22 protein-coding genes are annotated in these 19,537 nt (G+C 63.4%); 12 read left to right on the forward strand and 10 right to left on the reverse strand.

Going from position 1 to position 19,537, the window contains the following annotated elements; translation table 11 throughout:
- The first annotated feature begins 442 nt into the window (after positions 1-442).
- Positions 443-1,603 (forward strand): alkaline phosphatase family protein, encoded by a 1,161-nt coding sequence (locus AC1D0A_RS19140; protein WP_243181407.1) that lies wholly within the window; start codon positions 443-445, stop codon positions 1,601-1,603.
- Between the two features lie 681 nt (positions 1,604-2,284).
- Here the strand turns inward: AC1D0A_RS19140 and AC1D0A_RS19145 are convergent.
- The 4 genes from AC1D0A_RS19145 to AC1D0A_RS19160 form a co-directional block, all read right to left on the reverse strand.
- Positions 2,285-3,457 carry a YihY/virulence factor BrkB family protein gene (locus AC1D0A_RS19145; protein WP_243181406.1) on the reverse strand — a complete coding sequence of 391 codons (1,173 nt, stop codon included), beginning with the start codon at positions 3,455-3,457 and terminating at the stop codon, positions 2,285-2,287.
- Between the two features lie 86 nt (positions 3,458-3,543).
- Entirely contained in the window at positions 3,544-4,131 is a 588-nt protein-coding gene (locus AC1D0A_RS19150; RefSeq protein WP_243181405.1) for a DUF3618 domain-containing protein, read from the reverse strand.
- 18 nt (positions 4,132-4,149) lie between these two features.
- Entirely contained in the window at positions 4,150-4,560 is a 411-nt protein-coding gene (locus tag AC1D0A_RS19155; protein WP_279294346.1) for a phage holin family protein, read from the reverse strand.
- Between the two features lie 8 nt (positions 4,561-4,568).
- Entirely contained in the window at positions 4,569-5,357 is a 789-nt protein-coding gene (locus AC1D0A_RS19160; protein ID WP_243181403.1) for a hypothetical protein, read from the reverse strand.
- Between the two features lie 266 nt (positions 5,358-5,623).
- Between AC1D0A_RS19160 and AC1D0A_RS19165 the strand changes: the two genes are divergently transcribed.
- Both AC1D0A_RS19165 and AC1D0A_RS19170 read left to right on the forward strand, forming a co-directional pair.
- Positions 5,624-6,430 carry a DUF2382 domain-containing protein gene (locus tag AC1D0A_RS19165; protein ID WP_243181402.1) on the forward strand — a complete coding sequence of 269 codons (807 nt, stop codon included), beginning with the start codon at positions 5,624-5,626 and terminating at the stop codon, positions 6,428-6,430.
- Between the two features lie 93 nt (positions 6,431-6,523).
- A complete protein-coding gene (locus tag AC1D0A_RS19170; RefSeq protein ID WP_243181401.1) occupies positions 6,524-6,973 on the forward strand; it encodes a MarR family winged helix-turn-helix transcriptional regulator in 450 nt (149 codons plus the stop codon).
- 272 nt (positions 6,974-7,245) lie between these two features.
- On the opposite strand, the gene AC1D0A_RS19175 is transcribed toward AC1D0A_RS19170, so the two are convergent.
- The gene (locus AC1D0A_RS19175; protein ID WP_243181400.1) at positions 7,246-7,410 is read right to left on the reverse strand and encodes a hypothetical protein; all 165 of its coding nucleotides are present in this window, start codon (positions 7,408-7,410) and stop codon (positions 7,246-7,248) included.
- A 475-nt stretch (positions 7,411-7,885) separates the two neighbouring features.
- Here AC1D0A_RS19175 and AC1D0A_RS19180 point away from each other — a divergent pair, with 475 nt between their 5' ends.
- Positions 7,886-8,671 carry a hypothetical protein gene (locus AC1D0A_RS19180; protein WP_476946550.1) on the forward strand — a complete coding sequence of 262 codons (786 nt, stop codon included), beginning with the start codon at positions 7,886-7,888 and terminating at the stop codon, positions 8,669-8,671.
- A 223-nt stretch (positions 8,672-8,894) separates the two neighbouring features.
- Here the strand turns inward: AC1D0A_RS19180 and AC1D0A_RS19185 are convergent, their stop codons facing one another.
- Both AC1D0A_RS19185 and AC1D0A_RS19190 read right to left on the reverse strand, forming a co-directional pair.
- Positions 8,895-9,611 carry a hypothetical protein gene (locus tag AC1D0A_RS19185; RefSeq protein ID WP_476946551.1) on the reverse strand — a complete coding sequence of 239 codons (717 nt, stop codon included), beginning with the start codon at positions 9,609-9,611 and terminating at the stop codon, positions 8,895-8,897.
- Positions 9,608-9,994 (reverse strand): PadR family transcriptional regulator, encoded by a 387-nt coding sequence (locus AC1D0A_RS19190; RefSeq protein ID WP_476946552.1) that lies wholly within the window; start codon positions 9,992-9,994, stop codon positions 9,608-9,610. The genes AC1D0A_RS19185 and AC1D0A_RS19190 overlap by 4 nt, the downstream gene beginning before the upstream one ends.
- Positions 9,995-10,129: 135 nt before the next feature.
- Here AC1D0A_RS19190 and AC1D0A_RS19195 point away from each other — a divergent pair, with 135 nt between their 5' ends.
- The gene (locus tag AC1D0A_RS19195) at positions 10,130-10,528 is read left to right on the forward strand and encodes a recombinase family protein (protein WP_476946553.1); all 399 of its coding nucleotides are present in this window, start codon (positions 10,130-10,132) and stop codon (positions 10,526-10,528) included.
- Between the two features lie 69 nt (positions 10,529-10,597).
- Here AC1D0A_RS19195 and AC1D0A_RS19200 read toward each other — a convergent pair whose 3' ends face one another.
- Positions 10,598-11,410 (reverse strand): helix-turn-helix transcriptional regulator, encoded by an 813-nt coding sequence (locus AC1D0A_RS19200; protein WP_243181396.1) that lies wholly within the window; start codon positions 11,408-11,410, stop codon positions 10,598-10,600.
- 73 nt (positions 11,411-11,483) lie between these two features.
- Here AC1D0A_RS19200 and AC1D0A_RS19205 point away from each other — a divergent pair, with 73 nt between their 5' ends.
- Both AC1D0A_RS19205 and AC1D0A_RS19210 read left to right on the forward strand, forming a co-directional pair.
- Positions 11,484-11,996, forward strand: a complete 513-nt coding sequence (locus AC1D0A_RS19205; protein ID WP_243181395.1) for a VOC family protein — start codon at positions 11,484-11,486, stop codon at positions 11,994-11,996.
- 104 nt (positions 11,997-12,100) lie between these two features.
- Positions 12,101-12,484 (forward strand): hypothetical protein, encoded by a 384-nt coding sequence (locus AC1D0A_RS19210; RefSeq protein WP_243181394.1) that lies wholly within the window; start codon positions 12,101-12,103, stop codon positions 12,482-12,484.
- Positions 12,485-12,571: 87 nt separating this feature from the next.
- On the opposite strand, the gene AC1D0A_RS19215 is transcribed toward AC1D0A_RS19210, so the two are convergent.
- Together AC1D0A_RS19215 and AC1D0A_RS19220 are read right to left on the reverse strand one after the other, a co-directional pair.
- Entirely contained in the window at positions 12,572-13,120 is a 549-nt protein-coding gene (locus tag AC1D0A_RS19215; RefSeq protein WP_476946554.1) for a recombinase family protein, read from the reverse strand.
- 417 nt (positions 13,121-13,537) lie between these two features.
- Positions 13,538-15,061 carry an IclR family transcriptional regulator gene (locus tag AC1D0A_RS19220; protein WP_476944503.1) on the reverse strand — a complete coding sequence of 508 codons (1,524 nt, stop codon included), beginning with the start codon at positions 15,059-15,061 and terminating at the stop codon, positions 13,538-13,540.
- Positions 15,062-15,257: 196 nt separating this feature from the next.
- Between AC1D0A_RS19220 and AC1D0A_RS19225 the strand changes: the two genes are divergently transcribed.
- The 5 genes from AC1D0A_RS19225 (at position 15,258) to AC1D0A_RS19245 (ending at position 19,394) form a co-directional block, all read left to right on the forward strand.
- Positions 15,258-16,583, forward strand: a complete 1,326-nt coding sequence (locus AC1D0A_RS19225; protein ID WP_243181391.1) for an MFS transporter — start codon at positions 15,258-15,260, stop codon at positions 16,581-16,583.
- 7 nt (positions 16,584-16,590) lie between these two features.
- Positions 16,591-17,577, forward strand: a complete 987-nt coding sequence (locus AC1D0A_RS19230) for a hydroxyacid dehydrogenase (protein WP_243181390.1) — start codon at positions 16,591-16,593, stop codon at positions 17,575-17,577.
- A 127-nt stretch (positions 17,578-17,704) separates the two neighbouring features.
- Entirely contained in the window at positions 17,705-18,376 is a 672-nt protein-coding gene (locus AC1D0A_RS19235; protein WP_243181389.1) for an RraA family protein, read from the forward strand.
- Between the two features lie 177 nt (positions 18,377-18,553).
- The gene (locus tag AC1D0A_RS19240; RefSeq protein WP_243181388.1) at positions 18,554-18,808 is read left to right on the forward strand and encodes a hypothetical protein; all 255 of its coding nucleotides are present in this window, start codon (positions 18,554-18,556) and stop codon (positions 18,806-18,808) included.
- Positions 18,809-19,220: 412 nt separating this feature from the next.
- A complete protein-coding gene (locus AC1D0A_RS19245) occupies positions 19,221-19,394 on the forward strand; it encodes a hypothetical protein (RefSeq protein ID WP_243181387.1) in 174 nt (57 codons plus the stop codon).
- Positions 19,395-19,537: the final 143 nt, after the last annotated feature.

A 19,537-nucleotide genomic window follows, 5' to 3' on the forward strand; every position in this document is an offset into this window, starting at 1 on the left:
ACGGACAGCAGCAAAAAGAATGAAAATGCTTGTGCTGTCCGAGCGCAGCGAGGCCCGTTTTGCCCTTGATGGGATCCGGGACGGCCTGGGGGTGATTCCCGGCGAGATCGTTCCGGATTCCTGGTCCTAGACGATATGAACCCGGGGTTCCAGTCCTACGTCAGCGAGCACCACAGTTCATATCGTCTAGGCCAGCGGGAGCTGAAGATGTCGTTCTGAACGGAGCCCACCGAGACGGGGTGGACGGTAGTCACATGCGTGACGTTCACGAACGAGAGTCGACCAGTCTTCTTCGACATCATTTACACCTATGCAACGTGGGCCCGCAGGGTTCCACAGGTATTACTCAGCGCGTACAGACAAAATGTTGATTCTAGCTGGGCATCAAACGCCACTTGGTAATCGGTCCGCCGGGGGCTGGGCCAGAGAGAAGCCGGAACGGATGAGCCGAAATACCTTCAAAATTCTGGGGCTGGACAGCGCGGCGCGACCCGCGGCGCTGATTCTCGCTGCGACCCTCGCGGTCGCGGCCACGGCCTGTGAGCCCACCCCGCCAGGAGGCGGGCCATCGCCGGGGCAGGACAAGACAACGGCCGCCCCCGGAACTCCTGCGACAACCCCCTCTGCAGAACCCACACAGGCCCAGGGGAAGCCCGGCCACGTCTTCGTGATCAACCTGGAGAACCACGATTACAACGATGTCTGGGGTGCTGGTTCGGCGGCCCCTTACTTGTCGAAGACCCTGCGCGCCGAGGGTGTGCTGCTCTCCCGGTACTACGGGATAGACCACAATTCCCTCCCGGACTACCTGGCCCAGATTTCGGGGCAGGGCTCGAACGCCATGACGCGCGCCGATTGCCCGGTGTATGCCGGGTTCAAACAAACCGGAACATCCGAACTTAGCCAGGTGCAGGGTACCGGCTGTGTGTACCCCGCCTCGGTTCCGACGCTTGCAGGCCAGCTCAGTTCCGCCGGCAAGACCTGGAAAGGCTACATGGAGGACATGGGCACTCCCTGCCAGCATCCCGAGCCCGGCTCTAAGGACGATCACCACAAGGCGAAGGAGGGCGACCAATACGCAACGCGCCACAACCCGTTCGTGTATTTTGAGGAAATAACATCGTCCCCGGACTGCCAGAAAAACGTGGTGGATTACACCCACTTCGCCGATGACCTGAAGTCCACGGACGCGACACCGAACCTTTCCTTCATCACACCCAACCTGTGCAATGACGGGCACGACAGCCCCTGCGTCGACGGGAACCCGGGCGGTCTCGAAAGCGCCGACGGCTGGCTGCAGCAGCAGGTTCCGGCCATCCTCGACTCCCCGGCCTATAAACAGGACGGGATGCTGGTGATCACCTTCGACGAAACCGAAGCCAAGACCTCCGGCCCGTCGGGCATCCCCGGGGGCACGGCCGGCGGCCGGGTCGGGGCGCTGGTGATCTCGCCGTTCACCAAGGGGGGCACGACGTCGGACAGGATGTACAACCACTACAGCCTGCTTGCCAGCATCGAGGACATCTTTTCAGTACCCAGGCTCGGCTACGCAGGCGCGCCGGGGCTGAACAGCTTCGGCCCGGACGTCTTCAACGCCCTGTAATCGCCCGTGGCACCGAATCTCCAAGCATCGCCGCTCCCCCGACCCGGGGCTCCCACACGGCAAGAAAAACCGCAGCTTCAGAACCTACTGTTGCGTTGTGGCACAGCAGCCCAGTCAGGGGCACGCCACAACGTCATTCAACCTCAGAATGACGAAGCGCACCCCAGAGACCGGCTCCACCTTCCTTAAAGATGGAGCCGGCCTGAGCGGCCCACCGAGAAACGCGCGGAGCGATGCCCTGCAGATAGCGATCGACTTCGCTCAACGGCAGCACGGGCTCTCAATGAAGGTGCTGAATTGGGTCCGCACATGCAGCGAAGTAGGACGTTTGTCTCCCGGAGAGGCCCACAAAAGGTATCCCTCAGGCTCCAGCGAGGATTCGGCTGCTGACCTACTCACCGCCACGCCTGCTGTGACTTTGCAGACGTCCGGCGCGCGCAAGCTACGCGGACTGATTGTATCCGCGCGCCGCCCGAGTCTGTACCTAGGACGCGTGCTGGCTTCGTGAGTCCAAGTAAGCAGCCCTTGTGCGCTCCGATGGCCCAGCGCGACAGCTTAGGACCGGGGGCGAGGACCCCTAATACCCGGGCATTTTGTGCCGCCGCCGGCTGTAACCCTGCGGCTGATGTTGTCCGTAAGGGGGAGCCAATCCATTCGCTCTGGTCGGGGCAACTTTCCGTGTCAGGTGCGGTCCATTCTGCTCGAGCCTCGGTGTGGAGCGCTCCGGTCGTCGTGGTTCTGCTGTTCCCTCCCGGCGGCGTCGGCGTGCTGTTCGCGGAGTTCGCGGCCGCGGCGGATATCCTCTTCTTCGCGGGCTTGAATCTTGTCGCTTTGTTTGGTGTCGCGGGGCGGCAGCTGGATGGTCTTTTCGGCTTCGATGCCGGACTGGAGCTGGCGGCCGCGTTCCGTTTCGGCGTCGAACTCGGCACCGAACAACAGGGACATGTTCAGTATCCAGAGCCACAGCAGCGAGATGATCACGCCGCCGATAGTGCCGTAGGTCTGGTTGTAACTGCTGAAGTTGCCTACGTAGAACCCGAAGGCCACGGAGGCGAGCAGGAAGATCACTAAGGCCATCAGGGACCCGATGCTCATCCAGCGGAACTTGGGCTGCTTCACGTTAGGCGTGGCGTAGTAAAGGATGGCGATCACGACGATAACCAGGAGCAGCACCACGGGCCATTTCGCAATGTCCCAGACGGTCACGAAGGCCCCGCCGAGGCCGACCGCGTTCCCGACGGATTCTGCCACGGGGCCGGTCAGGACCAGCATGAGGGCGAGGAGGGCGACAATCAGCACGGTGACGACGGTGACACCGAGCATGGTGCTCCGGAGTTTGATGAAGGGCCTGCCTTCGTCAACTTCGTAGATCCGGTTCATTGCCCGGCCAAACGCGCCCACGTAGCCCGAGGCGGACCAGAGCGCGACGAGAATGCCAATGAGCAGCGTAAATCCGGCCGAGGAGGAACTGGTGAGCTGCTCGAGGGGCGCCCGGACGGCGTTCACCGACTCGGCAGGGGCGAAGCGCTGAACGATCTCGAGCAGCGTTGCAGTGGTCTTCTCGGCTTGCCCGAAGATGCCAAGCAGGGACACGAAGGCCAACAGGGCAGGAAAAAACGAGAGTACCGCGTAGTAGGTCAGGGCCGCGGCGAGGTCGGGGCACTGGTCCTTGGTGAACTCCCGCAGGGTCTTCTTGGCGATGTACCGCCACGAGTGTTTGGTGACATCGGCGGGGCTGTCGGGCTTGCGGGGATCGTCGGGGGCGGGCGCCGTGCGGGCTTTGGCCGTGCTGCTCTCCCCTGTCTCGGCGTCGGTGGCGGTGCCATCTTCTGCATTGGAAAGGTTCTTGGCCATGGAAATTTTCCTTCGTGAAGTTAAGTGCAGAGGCCGGCCGCCCAGCGCATCAGCGGGGGCAGCCGGCCGGATCCTGATCAGAGCCCTTAGGCCTGCTGCACGTTGTCCTTGGCCTCGGTGGCCCGGTCCTTGACGTCCGCCACGGCACCCTGGCCTTCGGCCTTGACATGATCGGTGGCGTCGACGGCGGTGGCTTTGACGTTCTCCACGGCCTCCTGGGCCGGTTCCTTCAGCCCTTCGGCCACGTGCTTCGCCGCCTCGGTCAGTTCCGTGGTGAGCGGCTCCGCGGCCGTCTTAAGAGCATCCGCGGCCTCGCGCTCCTTCTGGCTGGCCGGGATCAGGGCAGAGACCAGCAGCCCGGCGCCGAACGCGATCAGACCTGCCGCCAGCGGGTTGCCCTGCGTCCTGGCCTTGACCTGCGCAGGGGCGTCGCCGACGTGCGTACCGGTACTGGCCGTGGCCGAGTGCACGTTGCCGGCAGTGTGGTCCGCTGCGCCCATGACTTTCTCCTTTACTCCAAAGACGGCGTCCTTGACGTTCTCTTTGACTTTGTCAGTTTGCCGCTGGACGATGTGCGACGGTGTGACCTTGTCCGCTACGGCATCGACGTTGGTACCCAGCCGGGCACGGGTTGCTTCGATATCTGCTCGGATGACATCCGGGTTTTCACTCATCGTGTTTCCTCGCTGAATCTAGGTGTTGGGTTTGAGCGTGGGCGGGATTTCCTGCAACGTCTCAGTGGTCTGGGGCATCCCCTTGACCGCCTTGAGTTCCTTGCGTCCGGTCGAGGACAGGATCGCGGCAACGGCGCCCCAGATCACGGCGAGAACCACGGCGGACCAGGCAGGCCCAATGACGTAGCCCAGAGCCCACCAGAGCGCCAGGGACAGGAACAGGAGCACGAAATGTCCAGCGACGGCGGCGCCCGCCAGCATCCCCGCACCCTTACCGGCCCGCTCGGCCGACTGCTTGAGCTCGACCTTGGCCAGCTCGACTTCCTGCCGCATCAGCGTGGACATGTCCCGTGTGACATCACCCAGGAGATCGCCGAGGGAGGCGGATTCCGCTTTCGCCTGTGCGGCTGTGGGAGGTGGCTCCGGCATCTGGCTGCTCACAGCTGACCACCCTCCCGGTCCGGAAAGGGAACGTTGTCCCGAATGGATCCGTCGGCTGCTGTACCCGGCGGCAGGGTGTGGGCCGAAACGGGACCCGCTGTGCCGGGGAGGGCCGGTTCGTCGAAGAAGCGGTCACCGGAGCCGGCGGCTATGACGGTTTCCTGGTGGGCGGGGGGCGTTGCCGGGGTCGAGAGACGAGCGGGTTTCGACGCCGCCTGCTGCGTGTCCGGGGCTCCGGCTTGCAGGTTTCGTCCCAGCCGGCCGGCGAGCAATCCGGCGCCGGCTGCGACCAGGAGGAATGTCCCCGGCCGCTGCCGTGCGAACGACTTCACTTCCTCCAGCAGGGATCCGGGATCCCGGTTTTCAAGCCAGGAAGCCACGGACTGTGACCGTTCGGCGGCCTGACGGATGAGGTCAGCCGCGACGCCGGGCTCCTCGGATGCGTCTGCCATGGTGTGCAGCTGCGAAGAGAGGGTGCGGATTCCCTTGGCGGCTTTCTGTTGCTGCGCGCCTGCCTGATCCGTCAGGTCTGCCTTTGCCTGGTAAAGGAGATCCTTGGCGTTTGTCTTCGCCTCTGCCGCGACATTGGCAGCCTCGGCCTGGGCGGTTTCGGCCACGTTCTTCGCTCTCCCTGCAGCGTGTCCCGCCACTGCGGCGGCTTCATCCTTTGCTGCTTCTTTCGTGGAGGGAGAGCTTTCCACTCCACCGGAGGGCGCTGCCACGGTATGCGCATACTCGCCCGTGGGCGGCTCTGGAGTGGCCTGGGTCCATTGATTCTCTGTCATCGTTGCTCTCTTTCAGGAAGGGCCCGCCGGCGAATGTGGAACGCGCGGCACCGGATGAATTAGGCCAGATGAATTAGTAAGCACGGCTACCAATTAGATAGTAAGCATACTTTCCGTTTGTTGCGCAAGAGGTGCCGGTCGGAACAAGAAAAAATAGTAAGTAGGCTTGCCAAACGGTTACTAAGCATGCTTATGGTGGGGTCCTGCAGCGTTCCACCCGAAGGTGCTGCAGTCCCAAACCGCATCACAGATCCAAGGAGACATTCATGCTCGCCAAGGAACATATCGATGACCTGCTTCGGCGCAACGGAAGCGTCCTGTCCACTGACGGGGACAAGATCGGGTCCATCGGCCAGGTTTACGCGGACGACGACAACGGCCAGCCCACGTGGGTCACGGCCAAGACCGGATTGTTTGGCACGTCCGAATCCTTCGTCCCGCTGGAAGGAGCCCGTACCGAAGGCGGCGACCTCGTCGTCCCGTACACCAAGGACCAGGTCAAGGATGCGCCCCGGGTGGACACCGACGGGCACCTTGAACGCGCCGAAGAGGACCGGCTCTATGCCCACTACGGCATCGGCGACGGTAACCGGACGTACACCGATGCGGCAGCCGGTCGGGACGGGGACTACCGCGACGCAGACTACGCGGACACCCGCGGGGGCGCCGTGGGGCGCGACACCTCGGGACCCACCACCGACGATGCCATGACCCGTTCGGAGGAACGCCTGAACGTCGGCACCGAACGGCAGGCTGCCGGACGGGTGCGGCTGCGCAAGTACGTCACCACTGAAAATGTCACCCAGACCGTTCCCGTGGAGCGTGAAGAGGTCCGCCTCGAACGTGAGCCCATCACGGACGCCAACCGCGGGTCGGCGCTGTCCGGCCCGGACATCAGCGAGGAAGAACACGAGGTCGTCCTCCACGAGGAACGCCCCGTTGTTGAGAAGGAAACCGTCCCGGTCGAACGGGTCCGTCTCAATACGGAAACCGTGACCGACGAAGTAACCGTCGATGAGGACATCCGCAAGGAACGGATCGAAACCGACGGCGACGACGGCACGCGCCGATAGCGGTCGTGGGCGGGCCAGGGGTACGGCTAACGCCGGACCCCTGGCCTGCCCCTTCTGGTTGATCCTCGTCCCGCTCACGGAAGGCCGTAATCGATGCCCCTCGACCCCCAGGTCAACGCCCGGGACGGCTACCTGCTCCTCTCTACGGCGGCGCGCCTGGTTCAGCGCCGCCTCGATGAGGCACTTGCCCCGCTGGGCCTGACCCGGGCCGCAGTCATCGCCCTCCAAGCCGTATCACCCCACCCCATGAACCAAGAACAGCTCGCCGCGAAGGTCCAGGTTCAAAGCCAGACCCTGGGCCGCGTGCTTGCCCGTCTGGAGGCGGGAGGCCTGATCACGAGGACACGAAACCCCCATGACCGGCGGCAATTCCAGGTAGAGATAACTGACGCCGGGGAAGCGGCACTCAAAGCAGCCCTCGAGGCTGAAAGCGCCGCCGTCTCGCCAGACTTCGACGGATGGGAAAACCTTCTCGAACAACTCTCCCGGTTCGTGAACACCTTCCAAGATCCCCGACAAGCGCAGGGTCCGCCCCGCAACTGACACGACACACTGTCAGGTGGGACGCCCTCACGGGTCCATGCCGGGAGAAACCACGGCGCCCGCTCCTCCGATTTCCCGATTGATCCATGGGGCCCGGGGCAGGGCTTGTTCGTGGGCTTCGGGGTCCAGGAACGGAGCCGGAGGCCTACGGATCTACCTCCCGCCCGCCGGGCACATCTGGGTGCTGCACCCGGCCTCACGGCCTACGACGAACCGGTACGACAGACACGGAAAACAGATTATTCTGCGCAACAACGCGTTCAGGAAAGCCGTCAGCCACGGCGAAGGAATTCATCTACGGCACCCAGCCCTTCCTGCTGCAGCCCCCGTGCCAGCTCACCGAACTGGATGGCCAATTCGGCGCTGACGCGGATGGCCAAGGACCCTGCCTCGACCCGCCCTGCGAGGAACGGGTGATCCGTGCTCAGTCTGCTCACCGGGCGGAAGAAAATCGATTCTGACGTCGCTTCGGGAGAGTTCCCCCCGCCACGTCGATGTCCTGCAAAACTCCACCGCACCTTTTAATAGGACACCCCGCTGATCCATGCTGTCCAGCCGTAGTGCTAGACCCATGGCCCGGTGCCTTCTTCACCCCCGGTTGACGCCGTTTCGTCTGCACACATATGAACTCGAAGCAGCGGAGCCTCAGGCCGCGCGGCCGCAATAACCAACTGGCGGGAGGGGAAGCAGGGGGCCCGAGACCGGCTTAGTCCGTCTTGCGTGTTTCGGCCTAAACGCCCGGTCCGCGGCCTTCACACCGACTCGGCTCGACCACCAGACACTAGGTCGGGCCCAAAAGCCCCTCGTGAACCGGGCTGAGTGCGCGTAGTTTTAATAGCGTCCGGCACGGTTCACCCGGGGAGTGAGCCTAGTAGAAGTGGGCCCGGCAGATCACTTAAGGGAGGATGCGTGATGGGCAGCGCAAGCGGTCCTGATGATGCGCGACGGTTCGACGCAGACTGGGACGGCACTCCTGAACCCCTGGATCAAACGGAAAGTCGCGCTTCTGACCACAGTACTGACGCCCTCTACGAAGAGACGGACCGTGTTTTCCCCGATGGGGAGAACGACGGGTACTTCGATGAAACAGGCCGCCCGGTCGACGGCATGTTGCCGGAAGACCCGGCCACCGCTATCCGTGAAACCGTGGTCGCCCGAGAAGAGGAGCGGTTCGGCGGCATCAAGATCGGCTCGGCCTTCTTCGGCTGGCTGGTCTCGACCGCAATGTCTGTTTTGCTAGTTGCTCTGGTTACGGCGGCCGGCAGGGCCGGTATTTTGCCCGTCACGGACCCGCTCGCCCGAGCCGGCCAGAAATCGTCAGATGACATGACCGGTATGTTCATACTTCTGTCGCTCCAGTTCCTCGCCTATTTTTCGGGTGGATACGTGGCAGGACGGATGGCGCGTTTCAACGGCGTCGGCCAGGGGCTCATGGTCTGGCTGTGGGGCGTCATCGGATCCGGTGCGGGGGCCCTGCTGGCGTTCATGGGACAATTCAACGTCCTGACCACGATCAACAGTTTCCTTCGCCTACCACTGGTCGAGGGGCCGCTGAGTCTAGATGGCGTCATTGCGGCCATCGCGGTGGCCGCCATAGCCCTGATAGGCGCCGTGCTGGGCGGACTCACCGGGGTTCACTACCACCGGAAAGTGGACCGTGTGGGCTTTACTCCGACAGAGGAGTACTACCAGCCCTAGGACGCACCTTTCCCGTGCGGTACCAGGACTGGCGAGTTTGAGCAGTCACTGCTGGCTCCCGCTCTGAGCCTGCCCTGCTGGAACGGCATTCCTCCCCTTCGCTCTGCTTTGGCCTGTGAGTCGCAGCGCTAAATGGCCGCGTTTTCACAGCGCTATTTGTGGCCTTTGCTGCACATAAGCCGATCCCCCACCGCGACAGGATGCTTGCGGGCATCCCGCTGATCTAGCGGAATGACAGCGCGAGGCCGGGCATGGCGATGGCGAGTATTGGGAACAACCAGTTAGTTATCTGAACGATTGCCCGCGCGCCTCTTCCGGTGATGTCCGTCGTCCCGGAGAGCGGATCGGTGATGTCGTTGTCGTCCTCGGAGTGGGCTGACCGGATGGTGTTCATGGTTGAAAGTGCCACCATCACGAGAGCGCTGCCTATGAGCCAGGGCAGCGGGTCGATCGCCAGCCATGCTTCAGCCCGGCTCGAAGGGGTCGCGAAGGCTGAGAGGAGACCTGACAGGACGCAAATAGCGGTGATTCCGATACAGACCCAGATGCGCCGTATGAAGGCGTCGAGGTAGAGCGGCAGGAAGGCCAGGAAAACGACTGGTGTAGCGAGGAGGGCTAGCTGCGCCGGTGAAACCAGCAGCGGTTCCGACCGTGTCCAGGACACCATTGCCTGATTGAAGAGCAGGAAGGCCAGGAGTCCGAGCAGTGACGGCCAGAGTGCTTTTCGCACCCAGTCGTGCTTCGGCTCGGACGGGAGTTCAAGCGCGGCAGCGTAGTCTCGGGCTGGCCCGAACGCTTCCTCGGCCCGTTGGCCGGTGTCGCCGAGGAGCTCCCTTGTGCTTGCGATGGTGTCTCCGATGGCGCTCCCGTGCACCTGGCGTAGACGTAGCTCCATGACGAGCTGGTCGAACCATTTCTTATCGTTGGTCTGCTGCGTCATGCGGGGATCTCCTTCGTGAGCCGCTCGGGGTCGAGGTAATGGGTGCTGGTGACGGCGAAGCGGAGCCAGTCAGCGCTCAGGCGGGTGAGTTCGGCGCGGCCCTGATCTGTCAGCGCGAAATACTTGCGGCCGGGACCGCGGTCGCCGGCCCGCCATTCCGTGGTTACCAGGCCGGCAGTCTCGTATCGGGTGAGGAGTGGGTACAGGGTCCCGCCCTTTATGGTGCCGAACCCATGGTGCTCTAGTTCGCTGATGATCGCGTATCCATAAGAGGGCCCGGCGGATAGTGCACGGAGCGCAAGGAAGCCAAGCGTGGCCCGGAGCCAATCACTTGGCCAGTCCGCGCTTCCTGTGGGTTGCGGATCAGAGGCAGGAACATTCATGACTAGATCTTCTATCTAAGTAGTTAGCCTGTCAAGACCACTTTCAGCGGGGCGTAGATGGGCACCGGGTGCGACACCAGCACATGCCCGTAAGCCGGCCCCCCCACCGCGACACCCTCGACCCGCTCCCCCGCCGTGAAAATCCCATACAGATGCTGGGATTCAGGATTCGCGTATACCCCGCCCGCAAAACTGTCCCGCTTAGGTGACTCAACAGCTGCAGTTGCACCCACAACTGCGCACATCCTCGGCTACGGCCGGGCGTCCACGAATGACCAGGATCTGACCGCGCAGCGCCACGGCCTAGCCGCCCTTGGCGTCCCCGTTGAGCGGATCTACGTCGACCACGGACTGACCGGCAGAAACAAGGAACGGCCCGGACTCGGCGAAACCGTGACTTTCGGCGCTATTTGGCGTCGTTTTGTGATCGCTAAATGGCGCCCAGAGCACGGCGCGAGGGCCTGGCCTAATCCCTCCGTCTCGTATCCCTGGGGTTTTGAGGCACAAAGGTTTCGATACACCGAATCGGGTTAAGAGAACGAGTCGGCTCAGAGGGAACGTCTAGTGGAAACTTCTCGCCTAAGGGCAGCAGCGCGCGTGGACCTAATCCCCGCCCTGATTCCCGGCACGATCCTGGAGGACTGACCGCCGGTACGTGCTTGGCGTGAATCCCAGGGTCTTTTGGAAGTCGTTCGTCATATGGGCATGGTCGGTGTAGCCGAATTCGGCAGCTATCCCCGCGAGGTCTGCAGCCTGGTCGGTCCGTGACCGATCAGCGGCCTCCTGCAGGCGGCGCCGTCGAATGAGCGCGGACGGGCTCAGGCCGATGTACTTCCCCGCCACCCGTTGAAGGGTTCTCGGCGACACAAACAGACGCGCCGCAACGTCCTCAATGCGGAGCACGTCGCTGCACGTTCCGATAATGTCCATCATCGCGTTGGCAAGAATGCCCTCCTCTGACACCTCCGGACGCTGCGCTACCAGCCAACCAGCGAAAGCCTCCACAGCGTGTTGCCGACGCTCCTGTGGATCGGGTCCGCCCATGGGCTCCGACACTGAGGCATGCAGATCCGCAAGCGGCAGTGGCAGCTGGGAATCCCGCAGGCTCCCTGGATCGTGCGTGAAACGCGGAACCAGCGCGGGACGCAGGAGAGCCCCCACCGCCCAGCCCCGGCCTGTGAGGTCGCGATGTGATCCACGTGTTGTCGGGCCTGCGAACTCAACACGATCCTTCTGGACAACAAGGTTGGATGCAGGGAATGCGATCAGATGCTGGCGTGACGTGTGCCCCGGCTCAATGTCCCATTCGGGGATCCAAAACCACTGCACCAGGTCCGACACGGACTCCGGCGCGGGCACACGGTGAAACGTGGGAAGCCGGGCAGGGTAGAGGATTCCCTTGAACGAAACCACCATGGGCGGATACTCCTTATCCAGGCTGTCGCAATTCACCAAGCCGCTGGGCGGACGCGTGCGTACCGTGAGATCTATGAGTGATACTACAAGCCCCGAACTGACCGCAGCCGCCGACGGCAAGCACACAACATCCGGCATCCCGCACGGCTTCACGAGCCTCACGCCATTCCTTGCGATTCCCTCGGCGAAGGAGGCGATCACGTTCTACCAGGACGTTTTCGGCGCCCGCACCGTCAATGCGACCGAGATCGGCGGAATGGTGGTCCACGCCGAGCTGGACTTCGGTCAGGGACGGCTCCAAATCGGTGAGCCCAACCCGGACTACCACCTCGTCCCGGCGCCGAACGGCGAGGATGATTGCTACTCCGTCGGCTTCTACTGCGCGGATGCGGACGCCCTCGTCGCGCGCGCCGAGCGGGCAGGAGCTACCATCCGGGAGCCGCTGTCCACCTTTGTGTCAGGAGACCGATTCGCCAGCATCCGCGACCCCTACGGTGTGCGCTGGTCCATCATGACTCGGGTCGAGGACCTCTCCGAAGAGGAAAGCACACAGCGCGTTGCCGACTGGGCCGCCAAGCAAAGCTGAACCGGCGCATCCCAGCCCACAACTTTCATCACGATCGGTGTCACAACAAAGACTTTCGCTACGGCTCACAGGGGCTGACAGAGGCTGCAACTATGCTCTCCAGCATGCACTCTTTCACCCGCCGCGGACTGCGGTCACACCGCTTTCCGGAAGTAACCCGCCAGGACATCGCTGCCTTCCTCGCTCTGGACGAGAACAAACAATTCGAAGACTTGCGCACTCTCCGCACCCGTGCAGCGCACCTGAGCGGCGGCAGCCTGGGCGCCTACACCGCGCTTTACGTTGGCGTCATCCTGGTTGCCCTCCCATTGCTCGGCCCGGCAACAGCATCATGGGTAGGACCTTTCGCCTCATCTCTGTGCATAGCCCTGATAATCCTTCTCGCCGGCTGCTGGATCGCCTACTCGTTCATCCAGGACCAGCACGACATGGCACGCGCGGCCACCCGTCTTGCGTTCTACGAAGAAGCCCTCAAAACCCAAATATGAAAATCACCCCCTGAGAACCAGGGCTAATGCCCGAAACCGCAAACTCTTCGCGAGATTCAACTGGACCTCAAGCTGTAGCTGCTGGGCCTAGAGGAGGTACCGGTAAACCGTGGCGCGGGAGACTCCGAGCATCTTGCCGATGTCGGAGGCACTGACCCCTTTGCGCTTGAGTTGTCTGACCCGGGCAGCGGCCGCGTCATCGACTTTGCGGGGCCTTCCGCCGTGGCGGTTGTTGGCCGCGGCCGCTGCGAGGCCGGCTCTTGTGCGTTCGATCATCGTGTCACGCTCCAGTTGCGCGAACGCGGCCATGATCGTCAGCATTGCGGTGCCCATGGGCCCGGTAGTGTCGAGTCCTTCGGTCAGGGCCCGGAAGCCTGCTCCCCTCTCCCGGATGTTCTCGATGATGTCCAGGACGTGCCTAGTGTTGCGGCCCAGGCGGTCCAGTTTCCACACGGTGAGTACGTCGCCGGCCTCCAGCCGGTCCAGAGCTCTGGACAGCTGAGGGCGTTCCACCGTGGAACCGCTGACGCCGTTATCGGCGAAGGTCCGGGCTGCGCCGGCGGCCTGGAGTGCAGTGAGCTGCAGATCGAGGTTCTGTTCCGCGGTGGAAACCCTCGCGTACCCGATAACGGCCACGGCCGACCCACCATTCTCTTAATCCCGATCAAATTGCCTTTATGAGGCAATCTGTTGTTGGACGGCATTCTGAGACTGTGGAAGGGCGTGTCGAACCGCCAATTCCTCGCCATTCCTCACGCCACCTCAAAAGCAATCCGAGCGTCTCAGTATTGGATCCTTTTCAAGACGGTACGGCCAGCCCGGCGGTGGCATGCATGACTGAGGACTTCGAGTGCCATTTCAGAGCTTCACTCCTGACGAGGTTCCCGAAGATTTGTTGTGTCGTCGTGCGGAAGTGCAAGTCGCCTGAGAGCTCCTGTGGCGTCACCCGGACTTCGTGGTCCCGGCACACCTCGAACATCTGGCGAGGATGTTCTGCGTCGGCTGCCGGCCATCGAGCAGAGGCGTCCGGCGTGACGTCTGACCGGCGCTGTTTTAGGGGACTGAAAGGGTGCGTGTGAGCTGCTGGGCTGAACGCTGGACCATGTGAGCGAGGGCCTCTACGTCGAGTTCGGGCAGGCGGAGTCTGGTGACGGTGGCGGTGATGGATCCAGCGATGGTGCCGTCGACGAAGTAGGGGGCACTGACGCCGAAGGCGTCGGGAATGCGCTCACCCTCGCCGGTCGCCCATCCGCGCTCCCGTATGGTTTGGAGATCGTTTTCGAGGGCTCGCCGGTCTGTTTGGGTGCGTTCGGTGAGGGGTTCGAGCGTGAGCGCGTCAAGATCACCGGGGGGACAGTGGGCGAGAATGGCTTTCCCGCCTGCGCCGGCGTAGAGGGGAATAGCCACACCTGAAGCAAGACCGTAGTGCAGAGGCCGGACGCCGTCCACCACTGTCGTCATCACGGCCTGTCTGGTGTCGGCATGGAATTGGATGAGTCCGATGGTTTCACCGGATTCCTTGGCAAGTCCGCGGAGAATGGGATGTGCGACAACAGCTGTGTCCACCGAAGGACCCAGATGGGCTGCCCAGTGAAACAGGCGGGGGCCGGGGTGCAGTGTGTCGTGGTGCTGCAGAGCCAGTCCTGTGGTCAGGGCGGTGGAGACCAGGCGGTTGGTGGTGGCTATGTTGGCTCCAATTCCGCGCGCGAGCTCGTAGCCGGTGGGCAGCCCGTCGGGTTCGGCAACCAGCGCGGTGACCAGACGGGCAAGGCGTTCCACGGCAGTGGAACCGGGAGGGTACGTGATGGGTGTCAGATTCCCCGATGCTTGATTTCCGGCACATGCGGCTTCGATGTCGCGGGCCGCTTGCCGCGCCATCGGGCCGAAGCGGGCAAGGTCCTCGTCGCCGGTGAGAAAGCGTGGACGGGTGATCGAGACGGATCCGGTCAGTCCGTGACATTGAAATGACGCTGCAGCACCCGCGGCCAGGGGAAATTGCTGCCCGACGCTGATCGTGTATCCGGCGCGGCGGTCCTCGGTGAGGAGTCGTTCCAGTTCGGCGCGCTCGGTGACGGTATCGGGAGTGTGCGCCTCCAGCTGCCGTTCACCCAGGGCGCCGATTCCCAGTCGGCCCAGGATCGAGCGGCCGGTTGCGCCGGCGTGGAGGGGCAAGACCGTCCCGGGCTCGAGCAGATACTTGATGGGTCCGGGCCGCCGCCGGCAAGCGACAACAACGGCGCTGGGTCGTGGTGCGTCGTGAACAGCGATAAGGACAGTCGCATCGGATTGTTCGCCCAGGCGTTCAATGATCGCTTCAGCGCTGCGCAGCAGCGGGTGGCGTGCGTGCAGTGCGGCACCTAGGACACGCAGCCGCGGTCCGACCTGATAGTTTCCGTTGCCGCTGACGGCCGCCAGCCCGTGTTCTTCCAGGCCGAGCAGGACACGGTTAACGGTGCTGCGGCTCGCGCCCAAGGCCAGTGCGAGTTCACGTACGCCGGTCGCATCTGGGCGGGTCACCAAGGCGTGCAGGACCTCAACAATGCGCTCGTTCCCTGCTACGCCACTCTCGCTGACCACGGTTCCACCACTCTCTTGATACTCCGGGTCCCCCTCGGGGCCGGATCTGCTTTCACCACGCTACCGTCAGCGAAGGCGGCAGCGGTGGAGGGACAGACGCATTCGTCCCCGCCATGGGCGCTTGACAGCACACCATGGCGCACATCACACTTGAAATACATATTAGGACACTGTCCCATTTTTTATAGGAGCAAAGATGCCCCAGGTTAGTCAGTCCGTTCCCCCGGTAGCGGACGCCGTTCATCTGAAAAAAGCGAAGAAGGCCACCGCTGTCGCGGCGTTCGGCACCTTCATCGAGTACTACGACTTCAGTGTCTTCGGCTATGTCGCCGCGACGCTCGCCGTGGTGTTCTTCCCCAGCGGCGATCCGGTGGCGGGCCTGCTCAATACCTTCCTGGTCTTTGGCACGGCCTTTCTGGTCCGGCCGCTGGGCGCGATCTTCTTCGGACGCATCGGGGACCGCTACGGCCGGCGTGCCAGCCTCATCGGCTCGGTCATCTTGATGAGCGCAGCTGCCGGGTTCACTGCGCTGCTGCCGACGTACGCGCAGATCGGTATCTGGGCACCGATCCTGCTGGGCCTGCTGCGGATGCTGCAGGGTATGTCCGCAGGCGGTGAGATCGGCGGCGCGGCCACCTATATCCGCGAGTGGGCCCCCGTCGAGCGCCGCAACCTCTATATCTCCTTCATTCCCAGTGTTGGTGTCCTCGGCAAGGCCGGCGCTGCGGGACTGGCCGCCCTGGCGGCCACGTTCGTGCCCGCGGCGGAGATGGAGTCGTGGGGATGGCGGATCCCGTTCCTGCTCGCGATCCCGCTGGGCATCCTCTGCCTGATCATGCGGCTCAAGATCGAGGACAGTCCTGAATTTACCCAGAGCGCGGGCAAGGGCCAGACGACCCGGACCCCCGTCGCTGAATTGTTCCGGAACCACCGCTCGCGCCTGACGAAGGTCTTCTTCATCTCCCTTGTGCAGAACATCGGCACCTACCTCGGCACCGTCTACGTGGCCGTCTACTTCAGCACCGTCCTGCACTTCTCCAAAGCCGAGGCAGCGACCATAGTCCTGATCGCCGTCACCGCCGCGGCGCTTCTTATCCCCCTCGCCGGCCAACTCGGCAGCCGCATCGGCAGCAAACGCCTGCTGACGGCCTCCTACATCGCCTACATCGCGCTCACGTTCCCCTCCTTCATGCTCATGAATGCCGGCTCGGTGTCGCTGGCGATCTTCGGACTGCTCCTCGGCATGGTGCCCTACGCCCTCTGCCAGGCCGGCACCTACGCGGCCATGCCGGAGTTCTTCCCCGTCGAGGTCCGCCACACCGGCGTCGCCTTTGGCCACAGTGTCGGGGCCGTGCTCGGCGGTGCCGGCGCCCCGTACGTGGCTACCTGGCTGATCGACAGCACGGGCAACAGCATGATCCCGGCCTACATGCTCATCGCCTTCGGCGCCCTGGGCCTGGCCGTGCTGCTCGGCACGGTACGCAAGAACACCCTGACCCCTGCCTCCCATCTCTACCGCTAGGAACACCGTGCCGACCTTTTACGTCTCTGACGAGATCCACACCGATGTGCTGGCAGAACTCAGCGCGCTGGGCCAGGTCCATCTGGGCTACGGCCCGGACGCCGTCCGCTACCAAGACGTCCGCGACGGTATTGACGCCGTCCTGCTGCGCGCCGAACTCTTCGACCGGGAAAAGATCGACAGTTCCCCCCGGCTGCGCATCATCGCCCGCCACGGAGTAGGAACGGACAACGTCGATATCGAGGCGGCCACCGACGCAGGCATCTGGGTGACCACCACTCCGGGCAGCAACAGCCGCGCCGTCGCCGAGCACGTCTTCGCCCTCCTGCTCTCCCTGGCAAGGAAGGTCCCCTACGGGGCCGCCCAAACCACTTCCGGGCAATGGGCGTCCGCCAAACCCCAGATGAACGGCTTCGAACTGCACGGCCGCACCCTCGGACTGCTCGGATTCGGCAACATCGCCCGCATGGTCGCCGGAATTGGGCAGGGATTCGGCATGCATGTCCTGGTCCACGATCCCTTCGTAGAAGAATCCGCCATCCAGGCCGCAGGTGCCTCTCCGGCGACTATCGATGAGGTTCTCGCCGGCTCTGACGTTCTCAGCCTGCACATGCCGCTGACCGAACAGACCGCCCAAATCATTGATGCCGAGGCCCTGGCACGAATGAAGCCAGGATCGGTGTTGATCAACACCTCCCGCGGCGGCCTCATTGATGAACAAGCCCTGGCCCGGGCGTTGCAGGACGGCCATCTGGGCGGGGCCGGGCTCGATGTCCTTGAAGGGGAGTCCGTGGACATGAAGGACCCCATCGCACACTCCAAGATCCAGATCGCAGGGGTGCCGAACCTGATCGTGACCCCGCATGTCGCCGGCCAAAGCGAAGAGGCCTTTGTTGCCGCCGGAAGCGGCGCGCTGCAGGCCATCCGGCAGGCCCTCGCCGGCCAGCGGCCAGCACACGCAGTGAACACCATCGCTGCCCCCGCCCACGCCTAACAGAGGGAAGAACGTCGTGCCGTCCCACCAGCCGGCGCGCATGCCCGGCCCGAACCAATCCCTAGAACCGCTTCATTGCGTGACGCAGCGGCCCAAATTCGCACCGATCGAGCTAGCGAGAGACACCATGTTTATCGACGCATCAACCAAATCACTCACCGTCAGCCCCCGTCCAACCAACGCTCCCTCAGGGCTCATCAAAAGCCTGAAGAGGTACCCCACAGCCAATGTCGGTGACGCCATGGACCGGCTCAACCTCATGGACACCGGCATCGCATCACAATGGGCCAACGCCCGGTGTGTGGGTCCGGCACTGACCGTGCTGACCCGGGAGGGCGACAACCTGGCCATTCACCGCGCCCTCGACGACGCCGAACCCGGTGACGTGCTGGTCATCAACGCCCTCGGAGGAACAACACGGGCCGTATTCGGCGATCTCCTGGCCGAAATCTGCCTCGCCAAAGGCATCGCCGGTGTCATCATCGACGGACTGACCCGCGACCGCGCGGCAATAAGGGAACTTGGCCTGCCCGTCTGGGCCCGCGGGGCCTCACCGGCAGGACCCGCCAAATACGGGCCCGGAGCCGTCTCCGTGCCGGTGGCCTGCGGCGGCACCGTCGTCAACCCCGGCGACCTCATCACAGCCGACGATGACGGGGTCGCCGTCATACCCGTCGAACGCGCCCAGGGCATCCTCACCAGGCTCGCAGACATCGACAAATTCGAGGAAGATCTCCGGGTGAGAATACGGAACTCCGCCGTACATGCAGCAGCGCCGGCCATGGCAAGCACCAACTAAGAACCCCAGCGGCGCTCATCGTCTAACCCGCCGCCATCACCACCTCCCCGACTCCCGGCCGGGATGTCATCGACAGAAACACCGGTGGCCTCTGTGGCATAAGCCCAGAGGCCACCCCCGGCCACGCCGCATCAGGTCCACTTCCGCATCGCCCACCAAGACCGAGGAAAACGAGAGATGACCAGATACCGCCATCACGAATGGGCACGCCTCATCGGCGCCCCGGTCGAAATCCAGAAACATGGTGACGTCATCCGCACAGGGATCGTCGACGACGCGATGCCCGACTCCTCCATGATCTGGATAGCATCCGACGAAAAGTCCACCAGGACACTCTTCGAAGCCGCTCAAGGCTTCCAGGTCTGGGTTGAACCCAGACAACTCGAAGGAATCTCCTCCTACCGCATGACCACTGGCGCCCTTCACGACTAAACCGCTTCGAGCCGGGAGTGCGGTCAGCAAATCGTGCACCGTCCTGCATTTTGTCAACGGCCGTCTGCATCAAACGGCAGCTACTACAGCGCTGAGGCCCACTGAAGTCGATTTCGGCGCTATCTCCAGCATCTCAAATACGATCGTATTTGAGATGCTGGAGAGACGACCGAAACCGATTGGGCTTCGACGCTGCAGTGGTTGCCGTTTGGTGCAGAGACGTTTGACGGCGGCCACGGCGGCTGAGTGGGCGATTTTCCCGCTCACCAGATCCTGATGCCAAGCGTTCCGCCACGGTCAGCAGCGCCGGATTGTGGGCATGGATCGCAGCGCCCGAATCGGAGGACATATCGTCGCCGTCCAGTCCGTCATCCCTGCGGCGCAGCCAGTACGCCCAACAATCTCCCCCGCCATGCTTGCTCTTGAAACGAATGCCCAGAGGCAAGCTCCCGTCGTCCAGCTCCTGGTCGCGGATCCACGTGGCGATAATGGTCGTCGCCGCCCGGTTCTCACCGTGGAGGACGCCGAGGGTGAGCTGAGATATGCCGAGTTCATCGCTGATCTTCTCGCCGATACCGCCCCCTAGACAATATGAAGTGTGGTGGTTGCCTGAAGTAGGACTGGAACCCCGGGTTCAAAGAGATTCGTGGGTTGCCGGCCCACGGTCTGTTCCGCATTCTGGTGCGGGTGTGGACTGGTAGAGCCACATTTGAACGTCTGGAGGTTCCA

It is taken from the genome of Arthrobacter sp. P1_D4 (genome assembly GCF_056406115.1).

Excerpts from the sequence above, each read along its gene's own strand:
- AC1D0A_RS19140 (WP_243181407.1), top strand. The coding sequence starts at position 443 with ATGAGCCGAAATACCTTCAAAATTCTGGGGCTGGACAGCGCGGCGCGA.
- AC1D0A_RS19145 (WP_243181406.1), bottom strand. The coding sequence starts at position 3,457 with ATGGCCAAGAACCTTTCCAATGCAGAAGATGGCACCGCCACCGACGCC.
- AC1D0A_RS19150 (WP_243181405.1), bottom strand. The coding sequence starts at position 4,131 with ATGAGTGAAAACCCGGATGTCATCCGAGCAGATATCGAAGCAACCCGT.
- AC1D0A_RS19155 (WP_279294346.1), bottom strand. The coding sequence starts at position 4,560 with ATGCCGGAGCCACCTCCCACAGCCGCACAGGCGAAAGCGGAATCCGCC.
- AC1D0A_RS19160 (WP_243181403.1), bottom strand. The coding sequence starts at position 5,357 with ATGACAGAGAATCAATGGACCCAGGCCACTCCAGAGCCGCCCACGGGC.
- AC1D0A_RS19165 (WP_243181402.1), top strand. The coding sequence starts at position 5,624 with ATGCTCGCCAAGGAACATATCGATGACCTGCTTCGGCGCAACGGAAGC.
- AC1D0A_RS19170 (WP_243181401.1), top strand. The coding sequence starts at position 6,524 with ATGCCCCTCGACCCCCAGGTCAACGCCCGGGACGGCTACCTGCTCCTC.
- AC1D0A_RS19180 (WP_476946550.1), top strand. The coding sequence starts at position 7,886 with ATGGGCAGCGCAAGCGGTCCTGATGATGCGCGACGGTTCGACGCAGAC.
- AC1D0A_RS19185 (WP_476946551.1), bottom strand. The coding sequence starts at position 9,611 with ATGACGCAGCAGACCAACGATAAGAAATGGTTCGACCAGCTCGTCATG.
- AC1D0A_RS19190 (WP_476946552.1), bottom strand. The coding sequence starts at position 9,994 with ATGAATGTTCCTGCCTCTGATCCGCAACCCACAGGAAGCGCGGACTGG.
- AC1D0A_RS19200 (WP_243181396.1), bottom strand. The coding sequence starts at position 11,410 with ATGGTGGTTTCGTTCAAGGGAATCCTCTACCCTGCCCGGCTTCCCACG.
- AC1D0A_RS19205 (WP_243181395.1), top strand. The coding sequence starts at position 11,484 with ATGAGTGATACTACAAGCCCCGAACTGACCGCAGCCGCCGACGGCAAG.
- AC1D0A_RS19210 (WP_243181394.1), top strand. The coding sequence starts at position 12,101 with ATGCACTCTTTCACCCGCCGCGGACTGCGGTCACACCGCTTTCCGGAA.
- AC1D0A_RS19225 (WP_243181391.1), top strand. The coding sequence starts at position 15,258 with ATGCCCCAGGTTAGTCAGTCCGTTCCCCCGGTAGCGGACGCCGTTCAT.
- AC1D0A_RS19235 (WP_243181389.1), top strand. The coding sequence starts at position 17,705 with ATGTTTATCGACGCATCAACCAAATCACTCACCGTCAGCCCCCGTCCA.
- AC1D0A_RS19240 (WP_243181388.1), top strand. The coding sequence starts at position 18,554 with ATGACCAGATACCGCCATCACGAATGGGCACGCCTCATCGGCGCCCCG.
- AC1D0A_RS19245 (WP_243181387.1), top strand. The coding sequence starts at position 19,221 with ATGCTTGCTCTTGAAACGAATGCCCAGAGGCAAGCTCCCGTCGTCCAG.